Source organism: Streptomyces sp. CA-251387, from assembly GCF_050936625.1.
Taxonomy (GTDB): domain Bacteria; phylum Actinomycetota; class Actinomycetes; order Streptomycetales; family Streptomycetaceae; genus Streptomyces.
In genome coordinates this window covers 225,677-248,107 of the sequence record NZ_JBNJMJ010000001.1, presented here as the reverse complement: position 1 = coordinate 248,107, position 22,431 = coordinate 225,677, and the positions used below count along the sequence as shown (strand labels likewise).

The 22,431-nt window shown below is 72.7% G+C and carries 13 protein-coding genes; 9 read left to right on the top strand and 4 right to left on the bottom strand.

Annotated elements, in window-relative coordinates; all coding sequences use genetic code 11:
• Nucleotides 1-14: 14 nt before the first annotated feature.
• Entirely contained in the window at nucleotides 15-629 is a 615-nt protein-coding gene (locus ACQEV2_RS01195) for a dihydrofolate reductase family protein (RefSeq protein WP_433035338.1), read from the top strand.
• Nucleotides 630-641: 12 nt separating this feature from the next.
• Here ACQEV2_RS01195 and ACQEV2_RS01190 read toward each other — a convergent pair whose 3' ends face one another.
• Nucleotides 642-1,397 carry a dienelactone hydrolase family protein gene (locus ACQEV2_RS01190; RefSeq protein WP_433035335.1) on the bottom strand — a complete coding sequence of 252 codons (756 nt, stop codon included), beginning with the start codon at nucleotides 1,395-1,397 and terminating at the stop codon, nucleotides 642-644.
• Nucleotides 1,398-1,519: 122 nt separating this feature from the next.
• Nucleotides 1,520-2,140, bottom strand: coding sequence for an L-threonylcarbamoyladenylate synthase (locus tag ACQEV2_RS01185; protein ID WP_433035332.1), 621 nt, complete (start codon nucleotides 2,138-2,140; stop codon nucleotides 1,520-1,522).
• Nucleotides 2,141-2,409: 269 nt separating this feature from the next.
• On the opposite strand from ACQEV2_RS01185, the gene ACQEV2_RS01180 reads away from it, so the two are divergent.
• Entirely contained in the window at nucleotides 2,410-3,942 is a 1,533-nt protein-coding gene (locus ACQEV2_RS01180) for a helix-turn-helix domain-containing protein (RefSeq protein ID WP_433035330.1), read from the top strand.
• A gap of 121 nt (nucleotides 3,943-4,063) precedes the next feature.
• Here the strand turns inward: ACQEV2_RS01180 and ACQEV2_RS01175 are convergent, their stop codons facing one another.
• Nucleotides 4,064-5,314: a cytochrome P450 family protein gene (locus tag ACQEV2_RS01175; protein ID WP_433035327.1), complete on the bottom strand. Its 1,251-nt coding sequence runs from the start codon at nucleotides 5,312-5,314 to the stop codon at nucleotides 4,064-4,066.
• Between the two features lie 106 nt (nucleotides 5,315-5,420).
• Nucleotides 5,421-5,876 carry a hypothetical protein gene (locus tag ACQEV2_RS01170; RefSeq protein ID WP_433035324.1) on the bottom strand — a complete coding sequence of 152 codons (456 nt, stop codon included), beginning with the start codon at nucleotides 5,874-5,876 and terminating at the stop codon, nucleotides 5,421-5,423.
• A gap of 300 nt (nucleotides 5,877-6,176) precedes the next feature.
• Here ACQEV2_RS01170 and ACQEV2_RS01165 point away from each other — a divergent pair, with 300 nt between their 5' ends.
• The 7 genes from ACQEV2_RS01165 (at nucleotide 6,177) to ACQEV2_RS01135 (ending at nucleotide 22,368) form a co-directional block, all read left to right on the top strand.
• Nucleotides 6,177-6,413 carry a hypothetical protein gene (locus ACQEV2_RS01165; protein ID WP_398826799.1) on the top strand — a complete coding sequence of 79 codons (237 nt, stop codon included), beginning with the start codon at nucleotides 6,177-6,179 and terminating at the stop codon, nucleotides 6,411-6,413.
• Between the two features lie 362 nt (nucleotides 6,414-6,775).
• Nucleotides 6,776-7,084 (top strand): AMP-binding protein, encoded by a 309-nt coding sequence (locus ACQEV2_RS01160; RefSeq protein WP_433035320.1) that lies wholly within the window; start codon nucleotides 6,776-6,778, stop codon nucleotides 7,082-7,084.
• Between the two features lie 5 nt (nucleotides 7,085-7,089).
• Nucleotides 7,090-8,517 carry a fatty acyl-AMP ligase gene (locus tag ACQEV2_RS01155; protein ID WP_433035317.1) on the top strand — a complete coding sequence of 476 codons (1,428 nt, stop codon included), beginning with the start codon at nucleotides 7,090-7,092 and terminating at the stop codon, nucleotides 8,515-8,517.
• Nucleotides 8,518-8,628: 111 nt separating this feature from the next.
• Nucleotides 8,629-15,801 carry an SDR family NAD(P)-dependent oxidoreductase gene (locus tag ACQEV2_RS01150; protein WP_433035314.1) on the top strand — a complete coding sequence of 2,391 codons (7,173 nt, stop codon included), beginning with the start codon at nucleotides 8,629-8,631 and terminating at the stop codon, nucleotides 15,799-15,801.
• Nucleotides 15,786-17,735 (top strand): acyltransferase domain-containing protein, encoded by a 1,950-nt coding sequence (locus tag ACQEV2_RS01145; protein WP_433035311.1) that lies wholly within the window; start codon nucleotides 15,786-15,788, stop codon nucleotides 17,733-17,735. The genes ACQEV2_RS01150 and ACQEV2_RS01145 overlap by 16 nt, the downstream gene beginning before the upstream one ends.
• A complete protein-coding gene (locus ACQEV2_RS01140; RefSeq protein WP_433054090.1) occupies nucleotides 17,657-18,988 on the top strand; it encodes an SDR family oxidoreductase in 1,332 nt (443 codons plus the stop codon). Before ACQEV2_RS01145 ends, ACQEV2_RS01140 begins: the two co-directional genes overlap by 79 nt.
• Nucleotides 18,889-22,368 (top strand): HAD-IIIC family phosphatase, encoded by a 3,480-nt coding sequence (locus tag ACQEV2_RS01135; protein ID WP_433035308.1) that lies wholly within the window; start codon nucleotides 18,889-18,891, stop codon nucleotides 22,366-22,368. Before ACQEV2_RS01140 ends, ACQEV2_RS01135 begins: the two co-directional genes overlap by 100 nt.
• The last annotated feature ends 63 nt before the right edge of the window (nucleotides 22,369-22,431 follow it).

The following is a 22,431-nucleotide window of genomic DNA, read 5'->3' as shown; positions in this document are numbered from 1 at the left end:
AGGAGCACCTCATCATGACCGTCACCGCGGACATGGCCATCTCCGTCGACGGCTACGTCGCCGGCACCGACGTCACCATCGACAATCCGGGAGGCGACGGCGCCGAGCCGCTCTTCGAGTGGATTCACCATCTGGCGAGCTGGCGGGAGCGCCAAGGCATGACCGGCGGGGAGGAGAACCGCGACTCGGAGCTGATGCGCGAGTGGTTCGATGCCACCGGAGCGGTGGTCATGGGCCGGATGATGTACGACACCGGCGAGGAGTTCTGGGGCGACAACCCACCGTTCAGGACCCCGGTGTTCGTACTCACCCACCGCCCACGGCCCGCGCTCGTCAAGGAGGGCGGCACCACCTTCACCTTCGTCACCGACGGCATCCACAGCGCCCTCGACCAGGCGAAGGCCGCCGCCGGTGGCAGGAACGTGGACATCGCGGGCGGCGCGAGCACGGTGCGGCAGTACTTCCGGGAGGGGCTCATCGACGAACTGCAGCTGCACGTGGTGCCCGCGCTCCTCGGTGAGGGACTGCGGCTCTTCGAGGGGCTGGGCGCCGAGCGGCGGCACCTCGAGCCGGTCAGGGTGGTCGACACGCCGCTGGCCACCCACGTGAAGTACCGCTTCCCGAAGTGATCGCCGAGCCGCTCAGAACGTCCGCTTCAGCAGATCGAGCAGCGCCGCCCAGTGCCGCTCTGCCGCGGCCTCGTCGTACGCGGAGGTGTCGGCCTGTGTGTAACCGTGGTGGGCGCCCTCGTAGACCTCGTACCGGTGACGGACGCCCGCCGCGGTCAGCGCGTCGGCGAGGCGCTCCATCTGCTCGGGAGGCATCGACTGGTCCGCGTCGGCGTGTCCGAAGTAGAGCTCCGCGGTGATGTGTTCGGCGACCAGGTGCGGGCTGTCCGGCGCGTCGGTCGCCAACTGCCCGCCGTGGAAACCGGCCGCGGCGGCCACCCGGTCCGGGTAGGCACCGGAGGTGCGCACGGCGAGTCGTGCGCCCATGCAGTAGCCGGTGAGGGCGACGGGACCGTCGGCGACCTCGGGCCGCTCGGCCATCCAGCGCAGATAGGCGCCGGCGTCCCGCATCGCGAGTTCGGGCGTCAGGGACCGCATGACCGGGACGATCTTCTCCCACAGCTCCGGCCGCGCGGCGGGGTCGATGAACTCGGGCAGCTCGAAGACGGGGCTGCGGCCGTGACGGTAGAAGACGTTGGGCACGAGAACCGTGTAACCGGCCTCGGCGAGCCGGTCGGCCATCGACCGCAGATGGGGGCGGAGCCCGAAGGCGTCCTGATAGAGGAGGACGCCCGGCCGGGGCAGACCGTCGCCCGGACGGGTCAGGTAGGCGTCCGCCACGCCGTCCGCGGTGGGGATGTCCACGTCTGTTGCCTGTACGGAGGTCATGGGGGTGCCTCTCTGCGCAGTCCACGGCGAACAGGTCGCCGACCCGGCGGAACCGGGCCGCCCGCATGGTTTCACGCACCATGCAACCGGGCCGTCGCACCCCCTGCCCCCTGGGGACGGCTTTACTCGAACCGGGACGTGTCCCCCGCTCCCTTCCGAACGATCTCGGCCTCGCCGCCCGAGAAGTCGATCACCGTCGTCGGCTCGGTACCGCAGTCCCCGGAGTCGACGACCGCGTCCAGTACATGGTCGAGCCGGTCCTTGATCTCCCAGCCCTGTGTCATCGGCTCCTCCTCGTCGGGCAGCAGCAGCGTGCTGGACAGCAGCGGCTCCCCGAGCTCGGCCAGCAGCGCCTGGGTGACGACGTGGTCGGGGATGCGCACGCCGACCGTCTTCTTCTTCGGATGCTGAAGCATGCGCGGCACCTCCTTCGTCGCGGGCAGGATGAACGTGTAGCTGCCCGGCGTCGACGCCTTGATCGCGCGGAACACGTCCTTGTCGACCAGCACGAACTGGCCGAGCTGCGCGAAGTCCTGGCAGACGAGCGTGAAGTGGTGCCGGTCGTCCAGGCGGCGAATCGTCCGGATCCGGTCGATGCCGTCACGGCTGCCCAGCCGGCAGCCCAGCGCATAGCAGGAGTCCGTGGGATACGCGATGAGCGCACCGGCACGGATGCTGTCGGCGACCTGGGTGATGGTGCGCGGCTGAGGATTGTCGGGGTGCACGTCGAAGTACTTCGCCATTGGACGAGCCTATGCCCTGGACGCCCGGCAGCCGCGCATGCCGTGACAGGTACACCCAGGGGGTGCAGCCGTCGAGGGCACGCAAGTCGCTGGTGCGCGGACCGCCGGGGTCAACGGAATTCAGGCTCCTGCCCCGAACCGGTCGGGATGAGCGCCGAGTTCCGGGGAACTCCGTCCCGGAACGAACGACGGCGTACGGGCTCGGACGGGTGAGGTAACGTCCCGAGCGGTATGTCGTGAATGAAGTGCAGGACGAGGTGAAGGCCGACGTGGCTGGCAGGGAGGACGGGGTCCGTCAGGCGGGGGTGAGCAGGGCCGACGGTTCGGCGTGGGCGGAGGAGTTGCTGGACCATCTGCGGCCGACCGGGCGCGACGTCCGCCGCGTCGTCGCCTGGCTCGCGGACGCCGTGGAGGGAACCGCCGCCCTGCAGGACGACACCGGCACGCTTGTGTCCGGCACGTCGGTGCCCATGGACGACGACCTCGTCGCGGCCGTCGCCGCCGGCCGCATCGCCTCCGCCGCCTGGGAGGGACAGGGACGTCACCTGCGTCTGATCAGAGTGGAGTGGCCGAACCGGCCGTCCGCGGGCGTCCTCGCGGTGTCGCGGGAGACGCCCTTCGACCGGCGCATCTCCGACATCGTCACGCACACCGTCCAGGTGATCGAACTCCTGCTCAGGGCGGGCGAGACGGCCGCCGCCGGACGCCGGCTCGCACAGGCGACGTCCGATCTGCGGCTGGCGATCCTGCAGTTGCTGATGGTGGAGGACACCGTCTCCGCACGCCGCGTCGCCGCGGGACTGTGGCCCGGCCTGCTCGACACGGACACCGCCTGCGTCCACGTCGTCGAGGGCACCGCCGAGGATCGCGACCGGCTCGCCGAGGAGTGCGTCGACGCGACGGGCGAGCGGGCGCTGGTCGTGCTCTGCCCGGCGGTGGAGGAGCATGTGATCGTCGTGACGCCCGGCGAGGCCGAGGCCCGGGAACTGCGCTCGCTGATCGGGCCGCGCCCGCACACCTTCCTCGGCGGCAGCGCGCGGCAGAGCCTGGCCCGCACCGCCACCGCGTACGGGCAGGCCGTGAGCGCTCTCGCCGTCGCGCACTTCCGCCCGGACAAGTCCGCCGTCTACGCCGAACGCACCCACCCCGAGCGCCTGATCGACCCGGCTGCCCTGCGCGGCTGGACGGCCCGCCTGCTGCAGCCGCTCGACACACTGCCCCACCACACCCGCGCCGAACTGCTCGCCACCACCCGGCTGGGCCTGGAGTTCACCGCCGTGAACGCGGCCAAGGTCCTCGGCGTCAGCCGCAACACCGTCCGAGCCCGCATGGAACGCGTGGAGGCCCTGCTGCGCGCGGACTTCGCCGACCTCACCGCCCGTGCCGTCGTCCACCTGGCGCTCAACACCCAGGTGAGCCTGGCGGACGCACCGGCCGGCACCGGCACGTCGGACGCGTCCCCCGTCTCGCTGTGCGACCTGCTCTCCGGGCCGGCCATGTACACCTGGGCCCAGGACCTCCTCGCCCGCCTGGACCGGAACACCCGGGACCTGCGCCGCACCGTCCGCATCTGGATCGCCGAAGGCGGCAACGCCGAACGCGCCGCGCAGACCCTCGGGGTCCACGCCCAGACCGTCCGCGAGCACGTCCGCAGCGCGGAACCCGTCCTCGAACGGCAGCTCCTCGCCGGCGGCACCGACCTGTACGAGGTCGTCCTGGCGCATCTCGCCGTCGGCGACCTGGATCAGCCCGCCCTGCCCGGGGCGAAATCGGGCCTTCCGGACTCACTTGTGCACAGGTGAGCCCCGAGGACGGCCCAGCGGGCATGAATGCGATACCAATCCGGCCGTCCTAGACGTAAGTTCGACCTGCCGCGGGGGCACGACCGGAACGGGGGACCGGTCGCGTCCCCGCTCCCGGCGCTCAGGCCCCGAACCGCACCGGAATCTCCCGCCAGCCGAACGCGATGAACGACGGCACCTGACGCAACGCGTCCTCCCCGACGGCCAGCCGCATGTCCGGGAAGCGGTCGAAGAGGGCGGGCAGCGCCGTCAGGGCCTCGACGCGGGCCAGCGGAGCGCCGATGCAGCGGTGCACACCGATCCCGAACGCCATATGGTCGTCGGCCCCGCGCGAGGCGTCGAAGGTGTCCGCGTCCGGCCCGTAGTGCATGGGATCCAAGCCGGCCGCGGCGTACGTCGTGATGATGGCGTCCCCGGCCGGAACGGTCACGTCCCCGACCTTGATGTCGCTGACGGCGAACCGCAGGGGCAGTGACGCGATCGACGGGTGCACCCGCAGCGTCTCGTCGATCACCGCGTCCCAGCCGATCTCCCCGGACCGCACCGCTGCCAGCTGCTCGGGGTGGGTCAGCAGGGCGACGACAGCGTTGCCGATGAGATTGACGGTCGTCTCGAAACCCGCGCCGATCACCAGCAGCAGTGTGTACAGCAACTCCTCGTCGCTGAGCCGGTCGCCGTCCTCGTCGCGGACCCGGATCAGCTCGGTCGTCAGATCGTCCCCGGGGTGCTCGCGGCGGTGGGCGATCAGCGCCCCCAGCACCGTACCGATCTGCTGCTGCACGAACGCCGCGTGCTCCGGACTCGGGTCGGAGGTGTCCATGATGGCCGCGATGAGCGTCCCGGTGGCCTCCCGCAACTCCTCCGGCACGCCGAACAGTTCGCAGATCATCCGCATCGGCAGGGGATGGGCGAACCCGGCCTTGAGGTCGACCACCGCGCCGTCCGCGCCGTCCTCGCCGTCCGCGTCGAGTGCGTCGAGCAACTCCGCCGTGATCGCCTCCACCCGCGGCCGCATCATCTCCGTACGCCTCTGGGTGAAGCTCGGCGCCACCAGCCTGCGCAGCCGCGTGTGGTCGGCGCCGTAGGTCGACAGCATGTTGACCACACCCACCCAGCCCAGGATCCAGCCCCAGGAGGGGTGTTCGCCGATCTCGGGCCACAGCCTCCAGTGCAGCCGGGGGTCCTTGCTGACCTGCGGGTCGAGGATGAGTTCCTTGAGGGTGTCGTAGCCCGTGGGTGCCCAGGCGGGAATGCCGCCGGGCAGTTCCACGGGCACGATCGGGCCGAGCGCGCGCAACCGGGCGCTCTCTCCGGGGATGTCGGCGCCGAACGGGTCGATGGCGAAACGGTCGATGCGGTCGGTCACGGTCACGACGGATCTCCTGGCTGGTCGGGGGTGCGGGGCTGAACCGGACGGGTGAGGAGAATCGGCTCGGACCCCGCCACCAGCCGCTGCGCCCGGGCGCGTTCGTCCTGGGTCATGCCCAGGCCCGCGTCGTCGACCGTGACGCAGACGCCGCCTGCAACCGGTACAGGGCCGCCTGGATCCCGCGTGCCGCCCCGCGCATACCGGCCTGTGCGGCCGCGTCGATCCGGGTGCGCTGTGCGGCCGGCTCGGTGCGCAGCCCGGCCAGTACGTGCTCCCGCGCCAGGCCCAGCGGTGTCCTCGCGGTGTGCGGACGCAGCGGACCCGGCACGGTGACATGGGGATGGGCCGGCTGCCGGGCGGCGGCCGGGACGCGCCGCGCCGCAAGATGCTCGACCTCGCCCATGAACACCTTTACCGGACCGTCGAGTTGGGGGCGCAACGCGGCGATCTCGGCGCGCTGGCACGCCTGTTGCCGCTGCGCGTGCAGCAGGCCGCCGCCCGGGGCGAGCGCGGACAGCATGCCGACGGCGAGACCACCGGTCGCCAGGTCCGGTAATTCGATCATCGAGTCGGTTCCCAGGGGGTCGGTTCGGGAGCGGTCGGGCAGGGCTGGTTCCGAGGTCGTGGGGCGAGGCACTCGGAGCACAGTACACACCGTCACCGACCGATCTCGCACGGTCGATCGATACTTCATTTCGAAAGTGCCGGGACTCTGCTCGCTTCTGCGTCGAGTGTCTGAATTCCAGAGGAGGTGGGGGAGTTGGCGCAGGCGCCCGTCTTCGGCGGGGTGGTGTGTGTCCGGGCCGACGGCGGGTACTCGGCGAGCCCAGGAACGAGAACGCGACAACGCCGGAGGAGGCCTAGCGTGACCAGTGGCACGGAAACCGGTGGCGTGACCGGTACGCAGGACAAGGACTACAACCTGATCTGGTACGTGGAGGCGTGCCTGAGCAACGCGCTTCGGCTGGAGACCTACATCGAGGACGCGGAACGCGGCAAGGACACCGAGGTGGCCGACCTGTTCCGCAAGGCCCAGGCGGACAGCCGCAAGGGCGCCGAAATGGGCAAGGCACTCCTGCGCGCGCGGCTCAACGGCGGCTGATCAAACCCGCCCGCGCGGCCCGGACACCCGGGGAAGCCGAGGTGTCCGGGCTTTCCCCTGTGCGGGAACCGCCACGGCCGGGCATGCAGCGCCCTCGCTTGGTCAACAGCCTTTGGACACGTAGGGTTTACATCCGTTCGGCCCGTCGGACCGAACGGGATTGCTATGGTGCTACTCGCCGGTAGCAAGTTGCATGGGGAACGCGAGGGGTCTGCCGTACGGCGGCACGGCTCCTCGGCAGTCGTCGAGACGGGACGTCCGGCAAGGGGGCCGGACCGGCCAGGTTTCCGCGGGCATCCAGCTCCCTTCGCTCGAACTCCAGTTCCCCTCGCCCGACCGATCCAGACAGGTGAGACTCGTACATGGTTCGATCACTGGTCGATCTGCTGACCCAGCATGCCGCGCACCACCCCGACCGAACCGCCTACCGCTATCTCGTCACCGGCGATGTCGACGGCGAGATACAGGAGATCTCGTACGGCCGTCTCGCCGAACGCTCCCGGGCTGTCGCGGCCTGGCTGCAGGAGCGCGGCCTGGCCGGTGCCCGCGCCATGCTGCTGTATCCGCCCGGCCTGGAGTTCATCAGCGGCTACCTCGGCTGCCTCGCGGCCGGCGTCGTCGCCGTACCGGGCGTCCCCCGCAGGGCCGCGCGCAGAACCACCGGGCCCTGATCCGGATGAAGCGCCTCATCGCCGACGCCGACGCCAAGGTGATCCTCTGCGGCCGCGAGGTGATCACGGCCCTGTCCGGCATGGCGGAACACCTGCCCGAGCTCGACGGCATCACCTGCGTCGCCACCGAGGACATCCCCGACGAGGCGGCCGCCTCATGGCGCGAGCCCGACCTCACCGCCGACTCGGTCGCCTTCCTCCAATACACCTCCGGCTCCACCTCCGCCCCGCGCGGCGTGATGGTCACCCACGGCAACCTGCTGGACAACGAGCGGGTCATCACCGAGCGCATGGGACACACCCCGGACGTCATCGCCGAGTACGGCCACGAGATGTTCGTCAGCTGGCTGCCGGTGTACCACGACATGGGCCTCATAGGTCCCGTCCTCAACTCCGTCCATCTCGGTGTGACCGCCACCTTCTTCTCGCCGCTGCACTTCCTGCAGCAACCCCGGCGCTGGCTCACCGCGATCAGCCGCTACCGACCGCACACGAGCGGCGGCCCCAACTTCGCCTACGAGCTCTGCCTCAAGCACGCCGGCCCCGGCCTCCTCGACGGCCTCGACCTCAGCAGCTGGAAGGTCGCCTTCAACGGCGCCGAACCCGTACGTGCCGCCACCCTGCGACGCTTCGCCGAGACCTTCGCCCCGGCCGGCTTCCGTCGCGAGGCCCTCTACCCCTGCTACGGCCTGGCCGAGGCCACCCTCATGGTCACCGGCAGCACCGTCCAAGCACCGCCCACCTTGCTCCAGGCCCCCGCGTTCGGCCCGCACGCAGGCCTGGCCGACGCGGCGGCCGTCAGCTGCGGCCTGCCCGGCCCCGAGGTCACCGTCGCCATCGCCGACCCCGAACGGCACGAGGAACTGCCCGAGGGCGAGGCCGGTGAGATCTGGGTGCGCGGCGCGAGCGTCGCCAAGGGCTACTGGCGCAACGCCCTGGCCACCCGCGAGACCTTCCGCGCCACCCTGGCCGGCCACGAAGGCCGCTTCCTGCGCACCGGCGACCTCGGGTTCCTGCGCGACGGCGAGCTGTTCGTCACCGGCCGGCTGAAGGACCTCATCGTCATCGACGGGCGCAACCACTACCCCCAGGACCTGGAACTGACCGCCGAGATGGCCCACCCGGCGCTGCGCCCCGGCTGCACCGCCGCGTTCTCCGTCGACGGGGAGGCCACGGAGGGCGGGGGAGAGGCCGGCGAACAGACCGTCGTCGTCGCCGAGATCGCCCCGGACGCGGCGTCCGAGGCGGAGAAGATCATCGACGTCATCCGCAGCGGGATCGGCGAGTCCCACGGCCTGCCGGTACGCGCCGTCGTCCTCGTCCAGCCGGGCACCATCCCCAAGACGTCCAGCGGCAAGATCCAGCGCCATGCCACCCGGGCGGCGTACCTGGAGGGCACCCTCGCCGTGGTCGACGCGCCCGCACTGAGCTGACACCGGCCGGTCCACCGTCGTACGCCGACGCATCCGCTGTACCGCCACGCGAGTCCTACGACGTCGTACGGCCACACCAACCTGCCCGAATCCACGAGGACACCTGTCTAGATGCCTGCGCACGAGTCCCCGAAGCAGTCCCCCGAGCCGTCCCTCACGACACCCGAGGACGTGCGGGCCTGGCTGGAGTCGGCCGTCGCCGAGGCGGCGGGGCTCGCCCCGCTGACTGTCGACCCGGACCGCCCGATCACCGAATTCGGCCTGGGATCACGGCAGTTGGTGGCCCTGGCCGCCGAGCTTTCGACGTCGACGCGCAGGACCCTGGACCCCTCCCTGATCTTCAACCACCCCACCATCGCGGCACTCGCCGAGGCGGTGTTCGACGACGGACCCGCGCGCCCACGGACACCGGCCGCCGCTCCGGCCGACACGCCGGTACGGCGGGACGACGACATCGCCCTCATCTCCATGGCCTGCCGCTTCCCGGGCGGCGCCGACCACCCGGAGGCGCTCTGGCGCCTGCTGGCCGCGGGCGAGGACGCCATCACCGAGGTGCCGGCGGGCCGTTGGGACACGCGGGAACTGCACGACCCCGACCCGGAGGCCCCCGGCAAGGCGTACTCCCTGCACGGCGGCTACCTCTCCGCCATTGACCGCTTCGACGCGAGCTTCTTCGGGATCTCGCCGCGCGAGGCGGCGGCCATGGACCCCCAGCAGCGGCTGCTCCTGCAGACCGGCTGGGAGGCGATCGAACGCGCCGGGATCGTCCCGGAGACGCTGAACGGCAGCTCCACGGGCGTCTACATCGGCCTGTACGACAGCGGATACCTGGCCTCGGCCGCCCTGGAGCAACTCGACGGCCACGTCGGCACCGGCTCGGCGTCCAGCGTGGCCTCCGGCCGCATCGCCTACACCCTCGGCCTCCAGGGCCCCGCGGTCACCGTCGACACCGCCTGCTCCTCCTCCCTGGTCGCCCTGCACCTGGCGGCGCAGGCGCTGGCCGGCGGTGAGTGCGACCTGGCGCTGGCCGGCGGCGTCACGCTGCTGGTGACCCCGCGCGGGCATGTCGAGTTCAGCAGGCTGCGCGGACTGTCGCCGTCCGGGACGTGCAGTCCGTTCTCGGCGGACGCCGACGGCGTGGTGTGGGCCGAGGGCTGCGGTGTGGTGCTGCTCAAGCGGCTCGCCGACGCGCGCCGCGACGGCGACCGGATCCTCGCCGTCGTCAAGGGCTCGGCGATCAACCAGGACGGCCGCAGCCAGGGCCTCAGCGCCCCCAACGGCCCCGCCCAGGAGCGGGTCCTGCGCGCCGCTCTCGACGCCGCCGGGCTCCAGCCGCACGACCTGGACCACATCGAGGCGCACGGCACCGGCACCCGGCTGGGCGACCCCATCGAGGGCCGGGCCCTGGCCGCCGTCTTCGGACCCGACCGCCCCACCGACCGCCCCCTCGGCGTCGGCTCCCTGAAGTCCAACATCGGCCACACGCAGGCAGCCGCGGGCATCGCCGGCGTCATCAAGACCGTACTGGCGCTCCAGCACGAGCGCATACCGGCGTCCCTGCACGCCGAGACCCCGACCGGGCACATCGACTGGGCGCACAGCGGTCTGCGCGTACTCGGCGGGGCCCAGGCCTGGCCACGGCACCCCGAGCGGGTACGGCGTGCCGGGGTGAGCGCCTTCGGGATCAGCGGCACCAACGCCCACGTGGTGCTGGAGGAAGCACCCGAAGAACAGACACAGCCGCCCGCCGACCCCACCGGTACAACCCTCTTCCCGCTCTCCGCCCGCACCGTCCCCGCACTCCGAAGACAGGCGGGCCGCCTCCTCGAAGCCCTCCGGCACCAGCCCGACCTGCCGCTCCGGGCCGTGGCCGCGACCCTGGCCCACCACCGCACCCACTTCGACCACCGAGCCGTCGTCCGGGCGGGCGACCGAGCCGAACTGCTCACCGCCCTGCACGCCCTCACCGAGGACCGGCCTGACACCGACCTGACCGTCGGCCCCCAACAGGTGGCCCCCACAGGCAAGTTGGCCTTCGTCTTTCCCGGGCAGGGGGCCCAGTGGCCCGGCATGGCGCGCGATCTGCTCGGCCGCGACCCGGTGTTCACCGACGAACTCGACCGCTGCGACGCCGCCCTGCGCCCGTTCACCGACTGGTCGGTGACATCCGTGCTGCGCGGCGACGCGGGCGCCCCGCCCCTGGACCGCGTCGACGTCGTCCAGCCGGTCCTCTTCGCCGTGATGGTGTCGCTCGCCGCCGTGTGGCGCGCCCGTGGCGTACGGCCGGACGCGGTCGTCGGACACAGCCAGGGCGAGGTGGCCGCGGCCTGCGTCGCCGGGGCGCTCAGCCTCAACGACGCGGCAGCCGTGGTCGCCCTGCGCAGTCAGGCCCTGACCGAACTGTCCGGCAGCGGCACGATGGCCGTCGTCGCCCTGCCGCACACCGAGGTCGAGGCCCGACTCGCCGACCACGACGGCGAGATCACTGTCGCGGCCCTCAACAGCGGTCGCTCGACGGTCGTCGCCGGTGCCGTGGACGCGGTGGAAGCCCTGCTCGCCGACCTCGACCGGCACCAGATCTTCGCCCGCCGCCTCGACGTCGACTACGCCTCCCACAGCGACCGGGTCGAGCCGGTCCGCACGACGATCCTCGACGAAGTCGACGGAGTCACCACCTGCCCCACATCCGTCGCCTGGTACTCCACGGTCACGGGCGAACCGGTCACCGAGGAACTCGAGGCCGGCTACTGGTACACCAACCTGCGCGAACCCGTCCGCTTCGCGCCCACCGTCGAGCGCATGGTCGCCGACGGCTACCGCTGCTTCGTCGAACTCAGCCCGCACCCGTCGCTGCTCACCGCCCTGCGCACCATCGACGAGGACCTGATCGCGGTCGGATCGCTGCGCCGCGACGAGGACGGACCCGCCTGCCTGGATCGCGCCGCCGCCGAACTCCACGTCCACGGACGGCAGATCGACTGGCGCCGCCTGATTCCGCACACCGCGCCCGCGGACCTGCCGACGTACGCCTGGGACGCTCAGCGGCACTGGATCGAGCCCGCCGCCTCCACGACCGCCCCCAGCCTCTTCGACCGCGCGGCCCACCCGTTGCTGGGCGTCCAGCTCCAGTCGGCCGACCAGACCCGCTGGACCTTCCGCAACGAGTGGTCCCCGGCGACCGCCGACTGGCTGCCCGACCACGCCGTCTTCGGCCGGACCGTCGTCTCCGGCACCACCCTGATCGAACTCTGCCGCGCCGCCCTCGCCGTGGCCCGCCCGGACACCCCGGCCGATGTCACCGACCTGCTCCTCCTGGCCCCGCTCACCCTGCCCGAGACCGGCACGGTCGAGGTGTCCGTCGAGGTGGTCACCACAGGGACCGTCCCGGAGATCACGGTCCACAGCCGTCCACGCGGCCAGGAAGCCACGGACTGGACCCTGCACGCCACCGCCTCCGCCACCGCCACCGCCTCCACCTCCGCCGCCTCCACGCCGGCAACGGCCGACCAGCCACCCCCATGGCCCGAGGCGGCTGAACCGGCCTGGGGTGAGGACACCTACGAGCGGCTCACCGCACTCGGCCTCGCCTACGGCCCCGCCTTCCAGGGCGTACGACAGGCCGCCGCGACCGGCGACGGCACGCTGCTGGCCCGCCTGTCGCTGCCACCCGTGGCCTGTGACGCGGCCGACCCCTACCCGGTGCACCCGGCGCTCCTGGACGCCGCCCTCCACGTCGCCGCCGCCCTCGACACCTCCGACGGGCGCGTGCTGCTGCCGGTCGCGGTGGCACGCTGCGTGCTGCCGCCCGGTTGCGCGACGGACCTCACCGCGTCCGTACGCCGGAGCCGGACGGGCGGCTCCGGCACGGACCTCACCCTGGACGTCAGCCTGTGGGACGCCGACGGCTTCCCGGCGGGCCGCCTGGAGGGCGTGCGCCTGCGGGCCGCGCACCCGGCCGACCTGAACAGCGGCTCGGAGCACGGCCGGCACCTGTACGAGGTGGCGTGGACGGCCGTACCGGACAAGCCGGCCGAAGCACCCACCGCCCGGTGGGCCGTCCACGGCGACCCGGACGACCCGGCGGTTGCGGCGGCCGTGCGCGAGCTGCGCGCGGCGGGCGTCCACGTCACCGACGAGAGCGCCGAGACCGTCGTACGACTGTGGCCCCGACCGGCGGCCGGCAGCGAACCGGCCGCCGCAGCCCACGCGTTGGCCGCGATGGCCCTGGCCGAACTGCAGGCGCTGATCGCTCTGCCGTCGGACGAGGCGCCCGCCCGCACGATCTGGGTGACCCGTGGGGCGATCGCAGCCGTCGACGGGGACGCGGTTCCCGGTTTCGCCCAGTCGGTTCTGTGGGGCCTGGCGCGCAGCGCCCGCACCGAACATCCCGACCTCGGGCTGATCCTGCTCGACCTCCACGGCGACGAACCGCTGCCGCTCCCGGCTCTCACACACGCCGACGAGCCGGAACTCGCGGTGCACAACGGTGAGTTGCTCGCGCCGCGCCTCGTGCGTGCCCGTCCCGCCCCCTCCGCCCACCCCGCCCTCATCCCCACAGAGGGCACCGTGCTGATCACCGGCGGCCTCGGCGCGGTAGGCCGCCAGATCGCCCGCCTGCTGGCCGAGAACGGCGTCCCCCGCCTGCTGCTGACATCCCGTCAGGGCTCCGACGACCCCCGCACAGCCGAAGTCACCGCCGAACTGACCGCACTCGGCGTCGAGGTCGAGATCGCCGCATGCGACGTCGCGGACGCGGCAGCCGTGGCTGATGTACTGGCCCGCATCGGCGACGAGTCACCCCTGCGCGGCGTCGTCCACTGCGCCGGAGTCCTCGCCGACGGCGTGGTGGCCGAATTGACCCCCGAACGTCTCGCGCAGGTGCTGCGCCCCAAGGTCGACGGCGCCGCCCACCTGCACCGGCTCACCGCCAGCTACCCGCTCGACCTCTTCCTGCTGGTCTCCTCGGCCGCCGGGGTCGTCGGCAACGCGGGCCAGGCCAACTACGCGGCCGCCAACGCCTTCCTCGACCAACTCGCCCACCACCGGCGCGCGTTGGGCCTGCCCGGCGTCTCGGTCTCCTTCGGCGCCTGGGCGGGGGAGGGGCTCGCCGCCGAGCACGCCGACCTGGAGCGGATGGCCCGCCTCGGCCACCGCGCCCTCACCCCCGACCAAGGCCGTGAGTTGACCGCACTGTCCCTGCGACGCGACGCTCCACACCTGGTCGCCTGGGCCCTCGACTTGCCCCGGCTGCGCGCCGCCGCACCGACGGGGGCACTGTGGCGCTCCCTGCTGCCCGCACCCCACCCCGACCGCCTCGACGGCCACACCCTGGCGGACCGGCTGGCCGGGCTGCCGGAGCCCGAACGCGCCGCACGCGTCCTCGCCCTGCTCCGCGAGGAGGCCGCGCACGCCCTCGGCCTGCGCTCGGCGGAGTCCGTCCGCCCCGACCAGCCGCTGCGCGACCTCGGCATGGACTCCGTGACGGCGGTCGACCTGCGCAACCGCATCAGTGCCCGGATCGGCACCAAACTCCCCGCCACCCTGCTCTTCGACCACCCCACACCCAGCCGCCTCGCCGAGTACCTGCTGACCGGTGCCCTGGCCACAACCGCCCCCAGGAGCCGCGAGGCCGCGCCCACATCCAGGCCCTCTGCGGAGGAGCCGGTCGCCCTCGTCGCCATGGCCTGCCGCCTGCCCGGCGGCGTGAGCGACCCGGAGGGCCTGTGGCGTCTGGTCGCGGAGGGACGGGACGCGGTCGGACCGTTCCCGGCGGGGCGGTGGGACGTCGAAGCGTTGTACGACCCCGACCCCGACGCGCTCGGCAAGTCCTACGCCCGCGAAGGCGGCTTCCTCGACGACATCGACTCCTTCGACGCGGGCTTCTTCGGCATCACCCCGAAGGAGGCGGCGGCCATGGACCCGCAGCAGCGGCTTCTGCTGGAGACGGCCTGGGAGTCGCTGGAACGCGCCGGAATCGTGCCCGCCGACCTGGCGGGCAGCATCACGGGCGTGTACGTCGGCATGTTCGGCAGCGACTACCTCTCCGGCACCCGGCTCGACCAACTGGACGGCTACGTCGGTACGGGCTCCGCCCTGAGCGTCGCCTCGGGCCGCCTCGCGTACACCCTCGGCCTGAACGGCCCCGCCCTGACGGTGGACACCGCGTGCTCGTCGTCGCTGGTGGCCGTGCATCTGGCGGCGCAGGCGCTGCGCGCGGGCGAGTGCGATCTGGCGCTCGCCGGTGGTGTCACGCTCATGGTCACGCCGCAGACCTTCGTCGAGTTCAGCCGGCTGCGCGGCCTGTCGCCGACGGGGCGCTGCCGTTCCTTCTCCGACGCCGCCGACGGTGCCATCTGGGCCGAGGGCGCCGGCATGATCGTACTGAAACGACTGAGCGACGCCCGCCGCGACGGTGACCCGGTCCTGGCCGTGCTGCGCGGCACCGCCGTCAACCAGGACGGCCGCAGCCAGGGCCTGTCCGCGCCGAACGGGCCCGCGCAGGAGCAGGTGATCCGACGAGCCCTGGAGCGGTCCGGACTCGGGCCCGCCGACATCGACTACGTCGAGGCACACGGCACCGGCACGACCCTGGGCGACCCGATCGAGGCCAACGCCCTCGCGGAGGTCTTCCGTGGCTCACGCCCCGAGGGCCGCCCGCTGTACCTGGGCTCGCTGAAGTCCAACGTCGGGCATGCACAGGCGGCCTCGGGCGTCGTAGGCCTGATCAAGGTGGTCGAGTCGCTGCGGCACCAGACCCTCCCGCGCACCCTGCACGCCGACACACCCAGCCGCCACGTCGACTGGGCCGACAGCGGACTGCACCTGCTGCGGGAGGAGATGGCATGGCCCGCGTCGGCGGAGCGGGTGCGGCGCGCGGGCGTGAGCGCCTTCGGGATCAGCGGCACCAACGCGCATGTGATCGTGGAGGAGGCCCAGTCCCCGGCACCTGAGCCCGCCGCCGAACTGCACGAGGGCAAGCACCTGTTCGTCCTCTCCGCCCGCAGCGAGGCGGGCCTGCGCGGACAGGCCGCGGCGCTTGCCCGCCACCTCGCCGACGACTCCGCCCCGCTGCCGGACATCGCCCACAGCCTCGCCCACCACCGCAGCCACTTCGAACGGCGCGCGGCGGTCATGGCCGAGGATCACGACGAACTGCGGTCCGCGCTCGACGAGTTGGCGAACGGACGGATCACCCTGCCCCGCCCCGGGAGGAACAGACGGGCAAAATCGCCTTCGTCTACGCCGGACACGGCGGGCAATGGCCCGGCATGGGCCTGGATCTGATGACCGGGTCGGAGCCGTTCCGCGAGGAGCTGACGCGGATCGACGAGGCGGTACAGCGGCGCGTCGGCTGGTCGGTGCTCAACGCGCTGCGGGCGCCCGAGGAGTTCTCCCCGCTGGAGCGGACCGAGTATCTGCAGCCGACGCTGTTCGCGGTGAACGCCGCGCTGACGGCAGCCTGGCGCGCACTCGGCGTCACCCCGGACGCCGTGACCGGCCACAGCCTTGGCGAGATCGCCGCCGCCTACAGCGCGGGCGCCCTCACCCTGGACGACGCCGTGGCCGTGGTGACCGGGCGTGCCCAGGCGGTCGTACCCGTGGCGGGCAAGGGCGGCATGCTCTCCCTGGACCTGCCGCGCCCGCGAGTCGAGGACCTGCTCGCCCCGTACGCCGGGCGGCTGTTCGTCGCCGCCGTCAACAGCCCGCACTCCACGGCCGTCTCCGGCGACGGCGACGCACTGGCCGAACTGCGCCTCAGCCTCGACCGGCAGGGCATCGAGGCGCGGTCGCTGTCGACCCCGTTCGCCTCGCACACCCCGCTGATGGCCCCGCTGCGTGACGAACTGCTCGACCGTATCTCCGGTGTCCGAGGCGCCGCGCACACCGCGACTGCGCTGTACTCGACGGTGCTGGCTGAGCCCGTGCCCGGCGACCGCCTGGACCCCGCCTACTGGTACGCCAACCTCAGCGAGCCCGTCCGTTTCGCGGACACGATCCGCCGCATGCTGGACGACGGCTACCGCTACTTCGTCGAGCTGAGCCCACACCCCTCCCTCGGCTCGTCCATCGAGGCCGTGACCGCCGACGCCGGAATCGACGCGGTGAGCGTCGGCTCGCTGCGCCGGCAGCAGGGCGGGCGGGACGTCCTGCTGCGCAGGCTGGGGGAGTTGTACGCCGCCGGCCACACGCCCGACTGGGCCACACTGTTCCCGGCGGGCCGCTGCGCCGACCTGCCGACCTACGCCTTCGCCCGCGAACGCCATTGGCTCGCCCCCGCCCCGGCCACCGCGACCGGCGCCTCACCACTCCTCGGCACGCACGTCGAGGCCAGCGACGAGGCCGGCCGGCACCTCTTCCAGAGCGAGGTGGACCTGCGCGACAGCCGCTTCGCCTATCTGACCGACCACAAGGTCACCGGCGAGGTGTGGCTGCCCGGCGCCGCCTTCCTCACCATGGCGTTGGAGGCCGCGTCAGCCGTGCAGGACGGGGGAGTCGTACGACTCGCCGACGTCAGGTTCGTCCGGCCGCTGCGCCTCGACGAGTCCCGGCCGACACGGCTGCAACTGGTCCTGCGCCTCGCCGCCGACGGCTTCCGGGACTTCACCGTCGCCTCGGCGCCCGCCGGGCGCGGACAGCGCACGCACTGGGAACAGCACGTCAGCGGACGCATCGCCGTCGCCCCCGCCGAGCCCGACGCCGACCCGACCGACACGCCGGCCGCACTACGCGCACGGTGCACGGAGCAGGTCGACCTACCGGCCGTCTACGCCGCTCTCACCGCCCTCGGTATCGACTACGGCCCCGCCTTCCGAGGCCTGGAGTCGGGCCACCGCACCCACTCGGCGGGCCTCGCCCGACTGGCCGACCGGCCCGCCGCCGGTCATCTGCTGCACCCGGCCGTCCTGGACGCCGCCTTCCACACGGCCGCGCTGCCCGGCGACGCACCCCAGGGGCGGGCGTTCGTGCCCGCCGGGGTCGGACGCCTCCGCCACACCGGACTGCGCACCACGCCCGCGTGGGTGACGTGTGAGCTGCGGTCGGTGTCCGGCGACACCGCCACGCTGGACCTTCGGCTGTACGACGAGAGGGACCGACTGCTCCTGGAGGCCGAGGAGTTCCAGCTGGCCGCACTCTCCCCCTGGACGGGGCGCTGTTCGAGACCCGCTGGCAGTCCCGCCCGGTCCCCAACGAGCCGACCGGCCAAGGCAGTTGGCTGATCCTGGCCGACGAGTCGGGTGTGGCTTCCGAACTCGTCGAGCGGCTGGGCACCTCGGTGCCGTGTGTGATCGCCCGCAGGAGCGCCGAGTTCGCCGCCGAGGGCCCGGGACGTTACGTCCTCGATCCGGCCGACCCGCAGCACCTGACCCGCCTCCTCGACGAGGCCTTCGCGGGCGAACCACCCGAGCGAGTCGTCCAGCTGTCGGCACTCGACGCGCCCCCGATCGAGAACGCCGACACGGCCGAGGAGGCCGCCCGGCTGTGCTGCCTGAGCACCCTGCACCTCGTGCGCGCGCTCACCGAACGGACGCAGGGCCCGGCGCCCCGCCTCTTCGTCGCCGTACGGGGCAGCCAGGCCGCCGGTGACAGCACGCAGGTGACACACCCGCAGCAGGCCCTCGCCTGGGGCTTCGGCCTCGCGGTGGCGCAGGAGCACCCCGAGCTGAGGACCACCCTCGTCGACCTGCCGCCGACGGACGGCGTCGACGCCCTGTGGACCCAGCTGCGACACGCCGACGACGAACGGCTCGTCGCGCTGCGCGAGGCCGGACGGCTGGTACCCCGCCTGACCCGCACCCGCCCGGACGACGGCGGGCAGGGTGCCATCGGCCCGGACGGCGTGTACCTGATCACCGGTGGGCTGGGCGGCCTCGGGCGCGTCGTCGCCGAGCGGCTGGTCCGTCGCGGCGCCCGCCGACTGGCCCTGATGGGCCGGAGCGCCCCCACTACGGACGCCATGGGCTGGATCCGGGATCTGGAATCGCGGGGCGTGACCGTGCACCTGGCACGCGCGGACGTCGCCGACCGCGACAGCCTCACCGCCGCCCTGAACGCCGCACGCCACGCACTCGGCCCGATCACCGGCGTCGTCCACGCGGCCGGCGTCCTCGACGACGCCACGATCACCAACCTGACCGACGAGCGCGTCGTGCGCGTCCTCGCCCCCAAGGTCCTGGGCACCGCACTGCTCACCGAACTCACCCCGGACGCACAGGACTTCATCCTGTTCGCCTCGGCGGCCGGACTGCTCGGCTCGGCCGGACAGAGCCCGTACTCGGCTGCGAACGCCTTCCTCGACGCCTGGGCCCACCACCTCTCCCGCACCGACCGCCGGGCACTGAGCCTGGACTGGGGCGCCTGGTCGGGGTGGGGATGGTGTCCGAGTCCGACGCCCGTGAGGCCGAGACGGCCCGATCGGGTCTGGTCGCCTTCTCCGCCCAGGACGGTGGTGAGCTCTTCGAACGCGTGCTGACCACGGCCCGCCGTCAGCTCGCCCCCTTGGCTCTGGACTGGGAGCTGCTGGCCCTCGATCCCGACGCTGCCCGCACCCGCCCGATCCTGGCCGACCTGGTCACCGTCCCCACGGGCACGCCCGGCACGGACGACCTCGTCCAGAAGGTGTTCGCCGCGACGACCGACGCCGAACGTGCCGTACGACTGGAGGCATACGTGCGCGCCCGCGTCGGTGAAGTCTCCGGCGGCGCCGTCCAGGTCACCGCGACCACGGCCCTGAAGGAACTCGGCCTCGACTCCCTCATGCTCGTGCGGCTGCGCAACGCCTTCGCCCGCGAACTCGGCGCCGAACTCCCCGCCGCGACCGTCTTCTCGGCCGCCGACATCCGCGGTCTGGCCCACGCCCTGGGCACAGCGTTGCCCGAACGGGACACCAAGGCATCGGACGAACGGCAGACCATGGCACCGGACGAGCCGCGGCACGTCACCGAAGTCCCGGCAACCGAACTGCACCCCGCGACGCGGGACGTCGTACGGCTCCTGCGCAGCGCCCAGACCGGCATGCCGGCCGCCGCCCACGCCGTCGGCCTGGCCGTACGCCTCACCAAGCCGACCAGCCGCGAGACCCTCACCGGCATCCTCACCCGCCTCACCGCACGGCACGCGGCGCTACGCACCGCCGTCGTCGCCGCTGCCGAGGGCGGACGGCAGCTGCGGGTCGACCGCGAACCGCCGGGACCGCTGTTGCGCTGGACGGTCGTACCGGACGATGACGCCTTCGACGCCGCCGACCGGCTGCGCGGGCTTCTGGAACCGCCTTTCGACCTGGCGACGGCGCCGCTGTGGCGATTCGAGCTGCTCGACGGCGGGGAACGCGGTCAGCTCCTGGTCTACGGCGCCCACCACGCCGTCAGCGATCTGCAGTCGCTGCTGCTGGTCGCGGGCGAGATCGACGCCGAGCTGTCCGGCCACGCCCTCGGCGACACCGTCACCAACCGCGACATCGCCCTGCTGATCGAGGCCCAGCAGACAGACGAGCAGGTCACCGAGCAGGCCAACAGGCGTGCTGACGCGGGCGAATGGCGCGAGGCGTTCCAGGGCAGCGCCCGCCTCGACCTGACCCTGAGCCGACCGCGCCCGCAGGCCCGCACCTACCGCGCCGGCAGCGTCACCGTGCCGATCCCCGACGGCCTGATGGACCGGCTCTCGGCCGCCGCGAGCCGCCTCGCCGTGACCCCCGCCGCCTTCTGCCTCGGCACCCTGACCGTCCTGCTGGCCAGGAAGCGCGAGCGCGAACGCTTCGTTCTCGCCGTGCCCGTGGACACACGCATCCACGCCGACGCCTACGACGCGGTCGGATTCTTCGGCGTGCCGGTCCCGTTCCCCGCCGAGGCGAACGCGCAGGAGCGGGTCGAGGAGGTACTGCGGCGCACCGACGGGCGTCTGCGGAGGGTGCTGACCAAGGGCGCGATGTTCTCCGACGTCCTGCCGGTGCTGGCCGGACAGGGCCTGTACCGGGCGAACGCGCCGCTGGTCGAGGTGTACTTCAACTACGTACGCGCCGCAGGCCGGTTGGCCGGCCTGGAGGTGCTGCCGGCGGGGACGGGCTACTCCGACCTCGACCTGATGATCACCATGACGCCGGACGCGGGACGGATCCGTCTCGACCACAATCTCGACATCCTGGACGCGGCGACGGTCACCGGGCTGGGGGAGGAGCTGCTGCGCCTGCTCGAGGAGACGGCCGAGGATCCGACAGGACCGGTTCGCACGACGCGTACGACAGCCGGGCAAGACTCCACGGTGCCGTCCCGCACGCTCGCCCTGGCCGCCACGTTCTCCCTCGGCAACCTGCCCCTGATGTGCGAGACGGCCGTAGACGAGTCGGTACGGGACGGCAGCGTGACGACCGTCGCGGAGGCGCCGTACCACCACGTGCTGGCGAGCCTGCGCGACCCGTCCGGCGTGTTCGCCGACCCGGCCACCACGGTGGGTGTCGTGCTGCTGCGGGCGGCGGACCTGCGGCGCTTCGGCCCGGTGGACGACGCGGTGCTCGCCGAGCTGCGCACCGCCTACCCGGCCGCCCTGCGCGCGGTGGCCGAGCGCACCCGCAAGCCGCTGATCGTCGGCTTCCTGCCCACCGCACGGGGCGAGGACCGCTTCACCCGGTGGGAAGGGGAGATTGCCGCCGAGCTCGCCGACGCGCCCGGCATCGCCGTGCTCGGCCCCGACGACTGGACCCGCCACCACCTGGTCGAGGAACGCTTCGACGAGCGGACCGAACGCTTGGCCCACCTCCCGTTCACCCCGCACTTCCAGGCGGCAGTGGCACTGCGCCTCGCCGAGATCGTCCAGGCCGTACGGCGCCCCGCGCCGAAGGTGATCGCGGTCGACGGCGACGAGACGCTGTGGGGCGGCGTGGCCGGGGAGGTCGGCCCCGAGGCCGTCGACCTGACCGGCCCCCGCGCCCAGCTCGCCCGCAGGCTGTTGCAGTGGCGGGCGGCGGGAGCGTTGCTCATGCTGGTCAGCAACAACGACGATGCCACGGTCCGTGCCGTACTGGACCGCCCGGAAAGCCTTGTGAAGGCGGAGCACTTCAGCGTGCTCTCCGCGGACTGGGGCCCGAAACCGGCCCGCTTGGCCGAGGCCGCGCGCACCCTCAACCTCGGGCTGGACGGCTTCCTGTTCCTCGACGACAACCCGGCCGAGATCGCCAAGATGCGCGCCGCACTGCCGCAGGTGCTGTCGGTGACCTGCCCGCCGGAGGCCGAACTGCCGGACCTGCTGGGCCGGTTGTGGCCACTGGTCCCTGCGGCGGCGACGGCCGAGGACGCGCTGCGGGCGCGGTTCTACGAGCAGGAGCGGGAGCGGGACGCCGTGCGCGAGCAGGCCGGTTTCGAGGAGTTCCTGGAGCAGCTGGAACTCGAGGTCGACATCCGGGTGCTGTCCGATGCCGATGTGCAGCGGGCCGAACAACTCGTCCGCCGCACCAACCAGTTCACCCTGCGTGCCCGTTCCGCCGACGGCGGCGATGTCGCCCGCTGGCGGGAACGCGGTGAGGTCTGGACGGCCGCCGCGCGCGACCGCTTCGGCGACTACGGCCAGATAGGCCTCCTCGCCCTGCGCCGCGAGGGCGACCGAGTCGATGTCCTGGCCTGGCTGATGAGCTGCCGTGCCCTCGGCCGGGGCGTCGAGGAACGCCTGCTGCAGTGGCTGGCCGACCGCGCCGAGGAACTGGACTGCGCCAAGGTCCGCCTGACAGCGGAACGCACGCCGCGCAACACCCCGGCCCGGCGGCTGCTGTCGGCACTGGGAGGCGGGGATCAGGACGACGACCGGCTGGAGACCATGGTCACGCCGGAGCAGCTGCGAGTGTTCCGCTCCTGGCGACGGCAGTGACGGCACGGGGAGTGCCGAGGACCGTCCGGACAGCAGCGATGAAGGGGCAAGGCAACACGGTGA

Bases quoted from the DNA above. Each gene is read 5' to 3' on its own strand.
- ACQEV2_RS01195 (WP_433035338.1), top strand. From the start codon at position 15: ATGACCGTCACCGCGGACATGGCCATCTCCGTCGACGGCTACGTCGCC.
- ACQEV2_RS01190 (WP_433035335.1), bottom strand. From the start codon at position 1,397: ATGACCTCCGTACAGGCAACAGACGTGGACATCCCCACCGCGGACGGC.
- ACQEV2_RS01185 (WP_433035332.1), bottom strand. From the start codon at position 2,140: ATGGCGAAGTACTTCGACGTGCACCCCGACAATCCTCAGCCGCGCACC.
- ACQEV2_RS01170 (WP_433035324.1), bottom strand. From the start codon at position 5,876: ATGATCGAATTACCGGACCTGGCGACCGGTGGTCTCGCCGTCGGCATG.
- ACQEV2_RS01160 (WP_433035320.1), top strand. From the start codon at position 6,776: ATGGTTCGATCACTGGTCGATCTGCTGACCCAGCATGCCGCGCACCAC.
- ACQEV2_RS01155 (WP_433035317.1), top strand. From the start codon at position 7,090: ATGAAGCGCCTCATCGCCGACGCCGACGCCAAGGTGATCCTCTGCGGC.
- ACQEV2_RS01150 (WP_433035314.1), top strand. From the start codon at position 8,629: ATGCCTGCGCACGAGTCCCCGAAGCAGTCCCCCGAGCCGTCCCTCACG.
- ACQEV2_RS01145 (WP_433035311.1), top strand. From the start codon at position 15,786: ATGGGCCTGGATCTGATGACCGGGTCGGAGCCGTTCCGCGAGGAGCTG.
- ACQEV2_RS01135 (WP_433035308.1), top strand. From the start codon at position 18,889: ATGGTGTCCGAGTCCGACGCCCGTGAGGCCGAGACGGCCCGATCGGGT.